The organism is Streptococcus mitis (assembly GCF_002096835.1).
Classification (GTDB): Bacteria; Bacillota; Bacilli; order Lactobacillales; family Streptococcaceae; genus Streptococcus; species Streptococcus mitis_W.
In genome coordinates this window covers 16,101-28,771 of record NZ_NCVG01000021.1, presented here as the reverse complement: position 1 = coordinate 28,771, position 12,671 = coordinate 16,101, and the positions used below count along the sequence as shown (strand labels likewise).

Below are 12,671 nucleotides of genomic sequence, written 5' to 3'. Positions count from 1 at the left end.
TTTACAAGAAAATAATCATTGTTAAATCGAGTAAAATCTAACTATTTTGCGAACCTTTTTATATTTTTTCCGTAAAACGCTTTACAAGTTCTTGAAAACATGATATAGTAATAAAGCTTAGAAAATGAGATGATGTTTTCTAGCAAATATAAACCCGAGTAAAAAATGCCTACGGACAGGCAGGGTTGAATGCCGAAGCGTGGTTGAAAAACCACATTATTGATAGGGTTAAAAGCCTACTTTTATAAGTTGATGTTAGGATACTTGTCCTAATTCATAAATTTTTAGTGTGGTGAAAGCACACGTCATCTTGTGAAACGATCAATAAAGTACGTAATATTTGCTACTAGAGAGTTAGGAAACATCGGGAACAGACATACTCAACAGAAACAAACATAAAAACGTCAGAAGATTGCAGAGCAGGTGAAAACCTGCTCTTTTTTCATGAGTCAACCTTTAGTTCCTTAGTTTTCAAAAGGTTCTAAAAATATGGAAAGGAGTATGTCTTGAAAGAGTTAGATCAAAACCAAGCCCCAATTTATGAGGCCTTGGTGAAGTTACGCAAGAAAAGGATTGTTCCCTTTGATGTTCCAGGTCACAAGCGTGGACGAGGAAATCCAGAACTTGTCGAACTCTTAGGAGAAAAATGTGTAGGCATTGATGTCAATTCGATGAAACCCTTGGATAATCTTGGTCACCCCATTTCGATTATTCGAGATGCAGAGGAGCTGGCTGCAGATGCTTTTGGAGCTAGCCATGCCTTTCTCATGATTGGGGGAACAACTTCATCGGTGCAGACTATGATTCTGTCAACCTGCAAGGCTGGAGATAAGATTATTCTGCCACGTAATGTCCATAAATCTGCTATCAATGCGCTAGTTCTGTGTGGTGCCATTCCCATCTATATCGAGATGAGTGTAGATCCTAAAATTGGTATCGCTTTAGGTCTTGAAAATGATCGAGTAGCCAAGGCCATAAAGGACCATCCAGATGCCAAGGCCATTTTGATTAACAATCCTACTTACTACGGAATCTGTTCAGACCTAAGGGGATTGACAAAAATGGCTCATGAAGCTGGTATGATGGTTTTAGTAGATGAGGCCCACGGAGCGCATTTGCATTTTACTGATAAACTTCCAATTTCTGCTATGGACGCAGGGGCTGATATGGCAGCAGTCTCCATGCATAAGTCTGGTGGGAGTTTGACACAAAGTTCGCTTCTTTTAATCGGGAAGCAGATGAATCCTGAATACGTTCGTCAGATCATCAACCTGACCCAGTCAACATCCGCCTCTTACTTGTTGATGGCTAGTTTGGATATTTCACGTCGCAACTTGGTCCTTCGTGGTAAAGAGTCTTTTGAGAAGGTCATTGAGCTATCCGAGTACGCTCGTCGTGAAATCAATGCCATTGGTGGTTACTATGCCTACTCAAAAGAGTTAATTGATGGTGTGTCGGTCTGTGATTTTGATGTAACCAAGCTGTCAGTTTACACTCAGGGTATTGGCTTAACAGGTATCGAGGTTTATGACCTCTTACGGGATGAATATGACATTCAGATCGAGTTTGGTGATATCGGCAATATATTAGCCTACATTTCCATTGGTGACCGCATCCAAGACATCGAGCGCTTAGTCGGTGCTTTGGCTGATATCAAGAGACTCTATTCACGAGATGGGAAGGACTTGATAGCTGGAGAATATATTCAGCCCGAGTTAGTGCTGTCTCCACAAGAAGCCTTCTATTCAGAGAGAAAAAGTTTGATCTTGGATGAATCTGTTGGACAGGTCTGTGGGGAATTTGTCATGTGCTATCCACCAGGAATCCCTATCTTGGCTCCTGGTGAACGCATTACACGAGAAATTGTAAACTATATCCAATTTGCCAAGGAACGTGGTTGCTCCCTCCAAGGGACGGAAGATCCTGAGGTCAATCACATCAACGTCATTAAGAGAAAGGAGAACTAGATGGATTTATGGTTTTCTGAAGTTCATACTCCAGATGTGAAATTGTCCCTGAGAACAGCCAAGCAACTCTACGCTGGAAAAAGTGAATGGCAGGATATCGAAGTCTTGGATACACCAGCTTTTGGGAAAATACTGATTTTAAATGGGCATGTTTTGTTTTCAGATGCGGATGATTTTGTCTACAATGAAATGACCGTCCATGTTCCCATGGCTGTACACCCAAATCCAAAGAAAGTCTTGGTTATTGGGGGTGGTGACGGTGGTGTTGCTCAAGTATTAACACTTTATCCTGAACTGGAGCAAATCGATATCGTGGAACCGGATGAGATGTTGGTTGAAGTCTGTCGTGAGTATTTCCCAGATTTTGCTGCAGGGCTAGATGATCCTCGTGTCACCATTTACTACCAAAATGGGCTACGCTTTTTGCGAAACTGTGAAGATGACTACGATATTATCATCAACGATGCGACGGATCCATTTGGACATACGGAAGGGCTCTTTACCAAGGAATTTTACGGAAACAGTTACAGAGCCTTGAAAGAAGACGGTATCATGATTTATCAGCATGGGAGTCCTTTCTTTGACGAGGATGAGTCAGCTTGCCGTAGCATGCACCGCAAGGTCAATCAAGCCTTTCCAATCAGTCGGGTTTATCAGGCCCATATTCCAACTAGCCCAGCTGGCTATTGGTTGTTTGGATTTGCATCGAAAAAATACCACCCGGTCAAAGATTTTGACAAGGAAGGCTGGAAAAAACGCCAGCTTTTCACAGAATACTACACTGCAAACTTACACGTGGGAGCCTTTATGTTGCCCAAGTATGTTGAGGACATTTTAGAAGAAGAGGAAGGAAAAAAATGAGTCGTTTATTAGTTATTGGATGTGGGGGCGTTGCCCAAGTTGCTATTTCAAAGATATGTCAAGATAGTGAAACCTTTACAGAGATTATGATTGCTAGCCGTACTAAGTCAAAATGCGATGACTTGAAAGCGAAGCTAGAAGGTAAAACTACGACAAAAATTGAAACTGCTGCACTTGATGCTGACAAGGTAGAAGAAGTGATTGCGCTGATTGAAAGCTACAAGCCAGAAGCTGTTTTGAACGTAGCTTTACCATATCAAGATTTAACCATTATGGACGCTTGTTTGGCAACAGGTGTTCACTATATCGATACAGCCAACTACGAGGCAGAGGATACTGAAGATCCTGAGTGGCGTGCTATCTATGAGAAACGTTGTAAGGAACTTGGTTTTACAGCCTACTTTGACTACTCATGGCAATGGGCTTATCAGGAGAAATTCAAAGAAGCTGACTTGACCGCTCTTCTTGGTTCTGGTTTTGACCCAGGTGTGACTAGTGTCTTTTCAGCCTATGCCCTCAAACACTATTTTGATGAAATCCACTATATCGACATTTTAGACTGTAATGGTGGTGACCACGGTTATCCATTTGCGACAAACTTCAACCCAGAAATCAACCTGCGTGAGGTTTCTGCGCCAGGTTCTTACTGGGAAGATGGAAAATGGGTCGAAGTCGAAGCTATGTCTATCAAGCGTGAGTATGATTTCCCTCAAGTTGGACAAAAAGACATGTATCTCCTTCACCACGAAGAAATCGAATCATTGGCTAAGAACATTCCAGGTGTTAAACGCATTCGCTTCTTTATGACTTTTGGTCAATCTTACTTGACGCACATGAAATGCTTAGAAAACGTTGGGCTCCTTCGCACAGATACCATTAACTTCAATGGACAAGACATCGTTCCGATTCAATTCTTAAAAGCCTTGCTTCCAGATCCTGCTAGTCTTGGGCCACGCACGGTTGGTAAAACCAATATCGGTTGTATCTTTACAGGTGTAAAAGATGGCGTTGAAAAGACCATCTACATCTACAATGTTTGTGACCATCAGGAATGTTACGCAGAAGTTGGTTCACAAGCTATTTCTTACACGACAGGCGTTCCAGCCATGATTGGGACAAAATTGGTTATGAACGGTACTTGGAAACAACCTGGAGTTTACAACCTTGAAGAATTGGATCCAGATCCATTCATGGAAGCTTTGAATGAGTATGGTTTGCCATGGGTTGTGGTTGAAAATCCACAAATGGTGGACTGATGAAGTTAGAACAAGTACCAACACCAGCCTACGTTATTGACTTGGCCCGTTTAGAATCTAACTGTAAAATTCTTCATGAAGTTCAGGAAAAAGCAGGTTGCAAGGTTTTGCTTGCCCAGAAGGCTTATTCCCTCTACAAAACCTATCCCTTGATTAGTCAGTATCTATCAGGTACGACTGCAAGTGGTCTCTATGAGGCCAAGCTAGCTAGAGAAGAGTTCCCTGGTGAAGTCCATGTTTTTGCACCAGCTTTCAAGGATGAGGACATGGAGGAATTGCTTGAGCTAACAGACCATATCGTCTTTAACTCCGAGAGACAGTTGCGTAAATATGGAGCTCGTTGTCGTGAGGCTGGTATCAGTGTAGGTTTACGTCTCAATCCTCAATGTTCAACACAGGGTGACCACGCGCTCTATGATCCTTGTGCACCAGGTTCTCGTTTTGGTGTAACACTAGATAAAATTCCGAGTGATTTGCTGGAATTGGTAGACGGTCTTCATTTTCATACCCTTTGCGAGCAGGGAGCAGATGATTTAGAGACAACTTTGAAAGCAGTAGAAGCGCAGTTTGGTTCGTACTTGCATCAAGTCAAATGGCTCAATATGGGTGGTGGTCATCACATCACAAGAGAAGACTACGATATAGATTTGCTGATTTCTGAAATTAAGCGAATCCGAGAAACTTACCATCTTGAAGTTTATATCGAGCCAGGTGAAGCCATTGCGCTCAACGCGGGTTATCTAGCAACTGAAGTATTGGATATTGTAGAAAATGGTTTGGAAATCTTGGTTTTAGATGCCTCCGCGACCTGCCATATGCCTGACGTACTTGAGATGCCCTATCGTCCACCTTTGAGCAACGGCTTTGAGGCACAGGTAAAAGACCATACCTACAGACTTTCTTCCAATACTTGTCTGACAGGCGATGTGATTGGTGATTATAGCTTTGAAAATCCAGTTCAAATTGGAGACAGACTTTATTTTGAAGATATGGCTATTTACTCATTTGTCAAAAATAATACCTTTAATGGTATTGGATTGCCAAGTCTCTATCTCATGGACGAGCAGGGTGACTGCAGCTTAGTCAAATCTTTTGGTTATCAAGACTTTAAAGGGAGATTATCATGATGGACAGTCCAAAAAAATTAGGCTATAGTATGCCAGCAGAGTATGAACACCATCATGGTACCCTCATGATATGGCCGACTCGACCAGGTTCATGGCCCTTTCAAGGAAAAGCTGCTAAAACAGCTTTTAGCCAGATTATTAAGACCATTGCAGAAGGGGAAAGAGTTTATCTTTTGGTAGAGCAAGACTACTTAGCTGAAGCCCAAGACTACCTTGGAGATAAGGTCGTTTATTTAGACATTCCCACCAATGATGCCTGGGCACGTGATACTGGACCAACCATTCTTGTCAATGATAAAGGCCAGAAATTAGCCGTGGATTGGTCTTTCAATGCTTGGGGTGGTGCTGTCGATGGTCTCTACCAAGACTATGAAGATGATGATCAAGTAGCCAGTCATTTTGCTGAGGCTTTGGAAATGCCTGTTTATGATGCCAAATCCTTTGTACTAGAAGGCGGAGCGATCCATAGCGATGGCCAAGGAACCATTCTCGTAACTGAAAGTTGCCTTCTCAGTGCTGGTCGAAATCCTCATCTTAGTAAAGAGGAAATCGAAAACACCTTATTAGAGAGCCTTGGCGCTGAAAAAGTTATCTGGCTTCCTTATGGTATTTATCAGGACGAAACCAATGAACACGTTGATAACGTTGCAGCCTTTGTTGGTCCTGCAGAACTTGTCTTGGCTTGGACAGACGACGAAAGTGATCCTCAGTATGCCATGTCAGCAGCTGATTTAGCGCTTTTAGAGAAGGAAACGGATGCAAAAGGTCGTCCCTTCACCATTCATAAGCTTCCTATTCCAGCTATTCATCAGGTTGTGACAGAAGAGGATTTGCCAGGCTACATCTATGAAGAAGGAGAAGAAGAGCGATACGCAGGTGAACGACTAGCAGCTTCCTACGTAAACTTTTATATCGCCAACAAGGCTGTCTTGGTTCCACAGTTTGAGGATGTAAACGACCAAGTGGCCTTAGATATCCTCAGTAAGTGTTTCCCAGACCGTAAAGTTGTTGGAATTCCAGCCAGAGATATTCTTTTAGGTGGTGGCAATATCCACTGTATCACCCAACAAATCCCAGAATAGGAGAAAAAGATGAGAAATGTAAGAGTTGCAGCCATTCAGATGCAATGTGCTAAGGATGTGGCAACAAATATTCAAACAGCAGAGCGTTTAGTACGTCAGGCTGCAGAACAAGGTGCACAAATCATTCTCTTGCCAGAGCTGTTTGAACGTCCCTATTTCTGTCAGGAACGCCAGTATGACTACTACCAGTATGCCCAGTCGGTGACAGAAAATACAGCCATTCAGCATTTTAAAGTAATTGCTAAGGAACTAGAAGTTGTTTTACCGATCAGTTTCTATGAAAAAGATGGCAATGTCTTGTATAACTCAATCGCCGTCATTGATGCAGATGGGGAAGTGCTGGGTGTTTATCGGAAGACCCACATACCAGATGACCATTATTATCAAGAAAAATTCTATTTCACGCCTGGTAACACTGGTTTCAAGGTCTGGAATACTCGCTACGCTAAGATTGGGATTGGCATCTGTTGGGATCAATGGTTCCCTGAAACAGCCCGTTGTCTTGCGTTAAATGGTGCTGAATTGCTCTTTTATCCAACAGCCATTGGTTCGGAACCTATCTTGGATACAGATAGTTGTGGTCATTGGCAACGTACCATGCAAGGACACGCAGCAGCAAATATTGTTCCAGTTATTGCAGCCAATCGTTACGGTTTGGAGGAAGTCACTCCTAGTGAGGAAAATGGTGGGCAGAGTTCCAGTCTTAACTTCTACGGTTCATCCTTTATGACGGATGAAACAGGAGCTATTCTAGAGCGAGCTGAAAGACAAGGAGAAGCTGTTCTGTTAGCAACTTATGACCTAGACAAGGGAGCAAGCGAACGCCTAAACTGGGGCTTGTTTCGAGATAGAAGACCAGAAATGTATCAACGAATTACGGACTAGTAGGGGAGAAATGAGAGATTTATTCTGCTAGACTAACTTCTTATTTGCAACTATAGGGATACTAGGTCATCTAGCAAGTGGATTTTATATTTTAACCCTCTAAGGCTTTCTCGCGCTTTTATGCGAGGAGCTTTTCTGTTTAAGCTTTATCAATAAAACATGCTATAATAGTTGCAGAAAGGTTGGTATTTATGGCTAGGATATTGGTTATTGAAGACAATAGTGACATTCAAGAAATTTTGCGGACACTTCTTACTGAGGAGCATGAGGTGATTCAAGCCTTTTCTGGTACAGAAGGAATCATGCGTTTTGACCAAGGTGGGATTGACCTCGTTTTGCTCGATATCATGCTTCCTGGGAAAAATGGGGATCAGGTTTTAAAAGCTATCAGGAAACAAAGTCAAATTCCAGTCATTATGCTAACAGCTTTGAGCGATAAGAAGTTAATCAGTCAATACCTCTTAGACGGTGCCAATGACTACATAGTCAAGCCTTTTGATTTGGACGAAGTCTTTGCTAGAGTTACTGTTCAATTACGCCAAAGTGTAGAAAAACAGCCTATGGAAATAGGAAAAACTGAAAATCAGCCACAAAACTTGAAAAATATCCAGTTTGATGCAGAAAGTTTTGAAATCAAAAATAGCCAGGAAACGATTCGCCTTGCCAAAAAAGAATGCTTGATTCTCCAAACTCTCCTTAAACATCCTAAGAAAATTTTTACCAAAGAAGAACTTTATGAATTGGTCTGGGAGGATAGCTACCTACCTGGAGATAATACTCTCAATACGCATTTGAGTAATCTTCGAAAAAAATTAAACCAGCTTGACCCAAATCAAGAATATATTGAAACCATCTGGGGAGTTGGGGTAAGATTAAAAGGAGACAAGCAATGACTTACATGATAATCTTTGTCCTACTAGTACTCCTAATTATTTTATCGATTGCATTGATTCGCTACCATCTAGCACTTAAAAACCTGAGTCAACAGATTGAAGACAAGATTCTCACAGGTAGTATGAAAAGAGTCGGAGTCAGCATTTTTTCCAAACATTTTTTACATCTCTACCAGCAGATTGAGAATCTATTTCAGGAAGTAGAGCAATCTCGGTTGGTTATGAAAAGGGAAAAACAGACTCTGGATATGGCCATCAGCAATATCGCCCATGATATTCGGACGCCTCTGACTATCGCTTCAGGCTACACCCAACAATTGATAAAATCTCCTGAAGATAAAGCAGAAACCTTACAAAAAATAGCCCAGCATCTTGATTTAGTTTCTAAACGTTTGGAGGCTCTCCTAGAATACCGTCGTTTGATGGAAGGAGCTGTCAAACCGAAAATGGAAGAAGTTGATCTTTCAGCTTTTATCACAAAAAAGACTCTTGCTTATTATGATGTTTTTCAGGCGGCAAATATCATGCTTGATTTTAAGGTTGAAGCTGGTCTGAAAATGAGGACCGATGAAGACTTACTGGATCGAATTTTACAAAATCTGCTTGGGAATGTCCTCAAACATGGCAAGGAAGAAGCACGTCTATCTTTGAAAAAGGAAAAGGAACAGCTTGTCTTAGAGATTGCAAACCTTGTCAAACAGCCCATCAAAAGAATAGAAAATCTCAGCAACCGTTTTTATTCTGAAAATCTATCTGATACGGAAGAATCCTCTGGTTTAGGCCTTTATATCACTGAGGAATTATGTCATCTTCTCGGTGCAGAGATGAAACTAAGCACAGATGGGCAGTGGTTATCGGTTTTTATTCACTTTTAACGAAATAAACCTCCTCTGTAGGCTAGAGGAGGTCTTTTTTATAGACTTTTCTTTTTGAAAACTGCCAGTCCACTTAGATTAAAGATTACAATAACAGCTAAGGTAACTATAAGTGTATAGAAAATGGATTCACTATTAGCAGTCATAGCATAGAAAAACTGCAATGATAAATATGGCAAAATTTTGATATTTGGAAACATGAGCATTGGCATAGAAAGTAAGATAGAGCTGACAAAATAACCAATAAATACTGCAAGATAAGAATGACTCACATAGAGAATAAAGGAAACAATGGAAAGCCAAGCAAGGAGGCAAAATAATTGAAGGAAAATGGTTATCAGTAGATTTCCAATAAAGCCATCAGGCATGGTTCCAAATCCATTTAAGATAGTTGCTGGAATAAAGGCAATCACAAGGCTGATGATGACTTGCAAAAGTGCAATACAAGTCAATACAAAGGCTTTGGCAAGGAAAAACTCGGTACGAGAAACACCCACTGTTAAATTATTTTTATAGAGTTTGCCAATTAAATCAACTCCAAGAACGAGGCAGGCTAGGATGATGCAGAGAAAAACGAGGTTTGAACCTTGACTAGATGCGTTGATCAGTGCTTGTACACCATTCCAACCATGGGTTGGAATTTCTGGTTCTTCTGTCTGGATTGCCATTAGATGACCCGTAGCTCCTATACTTGCACCCATTAGCATGAGAGCAAAGAGAATGAACTCTGTAATCCAGAATCCTTTGGAACGGAAAAGACGGTAAAAGTCTGCTTGAATGGTATGTATCATGATTTTCCTCCTATTCGACCAATTGAGTGAAGTATTCTTCTAGGTTTTGACGGGCATAGTAAATCTCGTCAATGGCAACATCTGCCAAGGTTAATTCCTTGAGAATCTGTTTGACATCTTGTTCATTTCCAAAGATATGGATTTCATTTTCTGGATTAACAACCTTGAACTGGAGCTGGATTTGTTCTTTCAATACTTGACAAGCTTTCTCTTGGTCAGCTGTCTTAAGCACAATATAATCCTCACTTAGTGTTTCGAATTCAGCTTTGCTGATTTCACGGATAATCTTGCCTTGATCTAAAATACCAAAACGATTAGCTACGAGGTAGAGTTCTGACAAGATATGGCTAGAGATGAGAATGGTTATCCCTTGTTCTTGATTGAGGCGTTGAATCATTAGTCGAAATTCTTTGATACCGATTGGATCGAGACCATTGATAGGTTCATCTAAGATTAGGAAATCTGGTTTGGATAGGAGGGCAATGGCAATACCAAGTCTTTGTTTCATTCCTAGCGAGAAATCACGAAAGACTTTCTTACCTGTATCTGGCAAACCTACATAATCCAGGGTTTCTCGAATGACTTGATCAGCATTTGGAATATGACGAATCATACAGTAATATTTCAGATTTTGATAGGCTGTTAAGTGATTATGTGCTACAGGTGATTCAATAACAGAACCTACTCGAGATAGAGACTTGCTCCATTCATTTTCCGAATGGCTAGAGAAGAGGGAAACTGTTCCTTTATCCGCAAACAGTAGTTGCGTAATGATTTTTATCAAGGTGGTTTTCCCAGCTCCGTTCTTCCCGATAAGTCCATAAATATCTCCCTCTCTTATCGTTAGATGAAGATCCTGAAGAATAGCTTGTTTGTCAAAGTTTTTGGACAATCCATGAATGTCAAGTACTGTTTTCATGATTCTCTCCTTTTGATTTATTTTGTTAATTTTAGTATAAAGCATAGAAATCAAAGAAAGCTCAAGCATTTCTAAAGAGTTTCTAAAGTTTTAGGAATTTTTAAATATCAAAACCCAGTTGACACGAACTGGGCTTCTTAATTATAAAATATATTTCTCAATGGCACGCGCAACACCGTCTTCTTCGTTGCTGGCTGTAACGGCATCCGAAAGAGATTTAACATAATTGCTGGCATTTCCCATTGCAATGCCCAGTCCTGCAAACTGGAGCATTTCGATATCGTTATTGGCATCGCCCATGGCCATGATTTCTGAGGAGTCAATCTTCAAAATATCTGCTAGTCGAGAAAGAGCAGTAGCCTTTGTCGTACCAAGTGGCATAGCTTCATAAATGACAGGTTGCGAACGAACTCCACTAAAACGTTGGCAAAGCTCTTCAGCAAAACGCTCTTCAAAATCGTCAGTTTGACTCTCTGTTCCTAAAAACATACCTTGGAACATCCGGTACTTGCCACTAGTCGCTTCCTCAAGAGAAATTTCAGTCAGGTCTGAAAAGACTAGTTTGGCGTCATTTTCAATGATTTCATTAGGCTTGCCACCGAGGACAAAATAATGCTCCTCATCAAAAAGTGTCAACTGAACATCACTTTTTTCAGCTAGGTCATAGAGGTACTCGATGTCAGCTGGGCTGAGTTCTTGCCAATCAACCAGACTCCAATCACTGGTCTGGTGAGTTGAGCAACCGTTGTTAACAATCACATACTCATTCTGGAGGTCAAGTCCCAATTTTTTATAGTAGGGAAGGACACCGAAAAGCGGGCGACCCGTACAGAGAACCAGTTTGACACCTTTTTCAATGGCTTGGTGAATGGCAGTAATGTGAGCTTGTGGGATTTCCTTGGCTTCATTGAGGAGGGTTCCGTCCATATCCAAGGCTAGTAGTTTAATCATAAGACTTCCTTCTTTATCTTTTGGTATTATTATAGCATATAGACTATGAAATGTCTGATAGAATTGTAACATTCGACTTTCCTTTTCTTGAAAAACAAAATAAATTCTTATATAATATGTATACTTAATATTTAAGGAGAAATAATGTCAAAGTATCACTTTAATTCAATTTACAAGAATGATGAAACAGAGTCCACAGGTCTTCTTTTCATCAAAGTCTACAACAAGTGGGAAAGTAATTTAAAAAGAGTTTTGAAATCGGTTGGCCTCACTTTGCCTCAATTTATCGTTTTAACCTCGCTCTTGTTTCTGTCTAATAGAGAGGAATATGTAACGCAAGTTGATATTGCTCGGTTCACTGGTATGGATGTTATGACGGTTTCCCAGATTGTTAGACTATTAGAGAAGAAAGACTACATTAAACGTGATCAACATCCAAAGGATAGTCGGGCAAAACTGGTCTCAGTGACGAAGTCTGGCGCGGAGAAGGTCAATCAAGCTTTACCTTTGGTAGAAGGGATTGATGAAAAATTTTTTGAAAAACTATCTAACGATAGAGAATGTTTTAATCGCATGTTAGTAGAGTTGGAGGATAAAAATGCCTAGATATTGGGTTGGAGTTGTTTCAAAGAACCATGTTTTAAGAGGAGTTGAAGGGAATTTTTGTCAGGTCTGTCATGGAAAGGGCGGCCCCTTAAACCGTATGAAAAAAGGAGACTACCTTTTATACTATAGCCCAAAATACGATATGAATGGTCAAGATAAGTTACAGGCTTTTGTGGCCGTAGGTAAAATTATAGATGACAAAGCCTATCAAGTAGAGCAATTTGAAGGATTCTTTCCCTTTAGACGAAATGTCGAGTATTATCTGCCAGTCAAAGATTGTTCCATAGAAATAGCCAGACAACATCCTGAATGGAGAGACTATACTTCTCGACTTCGTTATGGACATTATGAAGTTTCCAAAGACTTTTTCCTCTATATCTTTCATCATATGAAAGTGGATGATGAAGTATGATTGATTTGCTAGTTAAATGATTATCAACAAGAATTTTGGATTTGGA

General features: G+C 40.6%; 13 protein-coding genes. 10 read left to right on the top strand and 3 right to left on the bottom strand.

Annotation, left to right across the window (positions count from 1 at the left end):
• The first annotated feature begins 506 nt into the window (after positions 1–506).
• The 8 genes from B7699_RS04375 to B7699_RS04340 all read left to right on the top strand — a co-directional run bounded on the left by B7699_RS04375 (position 507) and on the right by B7699_RS04340 (position 8,946).
• Entirely contained in the window at positions 507–1,967 is a 1,461-nt protein-coding gene (locus tag B7699_RS04375; RefSeq protein WP_084927258.1) for an aminotransferase class I/II-fold pyridoxal phosphate-dependent enzyme, read from the top strand.
• Entirely contained in the window at positions 1,968–2,828 is an 861-nt protein-coding gene (speE, locus tag B7699_RS04370; RefSeq protein ID WP_000366713.1) for a polyamine aminopropyltransferase, read from the top strand.
• Entirely contained in the window at positions 2,825–4,084 is a 1,260-nt protein-coding gene (locus B7699_RS04365) for a saccharopine dehydrogenase family protein (RefSeq protein WP_084927257.1), read from the top strand. Before speE ends, B7699_RS04365 begins: the two co-directional genes overlap by 4 nt.
• Positions 4,084–5,211, top strand: a complete 1,128-nt coding sequence (gene nspC, locus B7699_RS04360; protein WP_084927256.1) for a carboxynorspermidine decarboxylase — start codon at positions 4,084–4,086, stop codon at positions 5,209–5,211. Before B7699_RS04365 ends, nspC begins: the two co-directional genes overlap by 1 nt.
• Positions 5,208–6,293, top strand: a complete 1,086-nt coding sequence (gene aguA, locus B7699_RS04355) for an agmatine deiminase (RefSeq protein ID WP_084927255.1) — start codon at positions 5,208–5,210, stop codon at positions 6,291–6,293. The genes nspC and aguA overlap by 4 nt, the downstream gene beginning before the upstream one ends.
• A 9-nt stretch (positions 6,294–6,302) precedes the next feature.
• A complete protein-coding gene (gene aguB, locus B7699_RS04350) occupies positions 6,303–7,178 on the top strand; it encodes an N-carbamoylputrescine amidase (protein WP_084927254.1) in 876 nt (291 codons plus the stop codon).
• 191 nt (positions 7,179–7,369) lie between these two features.
• A complete protein-coding gene (locus B7699_RS04345; protein WP_084927253.1) occupies positions 7,370–8,071 on the top strand; it encodes a response regulator transcription factor in 702 nt (233 codons plus the stop codon).
• A complete protein-coding gene (locus tag B7699_RS04340; RefSeq protein ID WP_084927252.1) occupies positions 8,068–8,946 on the top strand; it encodes a sensor histidine kinase in 879 nt (292 codons plus the stop codon). The genes B7699_RS04345 and B7699_RS04340 overlap by 4 nt, the downstream gene beginning before the upstream one ends.
• Positions 8,947–8,984: 38 nt before the next feature.
• On the opposite strand, the gene B7699_RS04335 is transcribed toward B7699_RS04340, so the two are convergent.
• The 3 genes from B7699_RS04335 to B7699_RS04325 all read right to left on the bottom strand — a co-directional run bounded on the left by B7699_RS04335 (position 8,985) and on the right by B7699_RS04325 (position 11,607).
• A complete protein-coding gene (locus tag B7699_RS04335; protein WP_084927251.1) occupies positions 8,985–9,737 on the bottom strand; it encodes an ABC transporter permease in 753 nt (250 codons plus the stop codon).
• Positions 9,738–9,747: 10 nt separating this feature from the next.
• The gene (locus tag B7699_RS04330; protein ID WP_084927250.1) at positions 9,748–10,656 is read right to left on the bottom strand and encodes an ATP-binding cassette domain-containing protein; all 909 of its coding nucleotides are present in this window, start codon (positions 10,654–10,656) and stop codon (positions 9,748–9,750) included.
• A gap of 141 nt (positions 10,657–10,797) precedes the next feature.
• Entirely contained in the window at positions 10,798–11,607 is an 810-nt protein-coding gene (locus tag B7699_RS04325) for a Cof-type HAD-IIB family hydrolase (RefSeq protein ID WP_084927249.1), read from the bottom strand.
• A 144-nt stretch (positions 11,608–11,751) separates the two neighbouring features.
• On the opposite strand from B7699_RS04325, the gene B7699_RS04320 reads away from it, so the two are divergent.
• Both B7699_RS04320 and B7699_RS04315 read left to right on the top strand, forming a co-directional pair.
• Positions 11,752–12,213 carry a MarR family winged helix-turn-helix transcriptional regulator gene (locus B7699_RS04320; RefSeq protein ID WP_084927248.1) on the top strand — a complete coding sequence of 154 codons (462 nt, stop codon included), beginning with the start codon at positions 11,752–11,754 and terminating at the stop codon, positions 12,211–12,213.
• Positions 12,206–12,625, top strand: a complete 420-nt coding sequence (locus B7699_RS04315) for an EVE domain-containing protein (protein WP_084927247.1) — start codon at positions 12,206–12,208, stop codon at positions 12,623–12,625. Before B7699_RS04320 ends, B7699_RS04315 begins: the two co-directional genes overlap by 8 nt.
• Positions 12,626–12,671 lie beyond the last annotated feature (46 nt).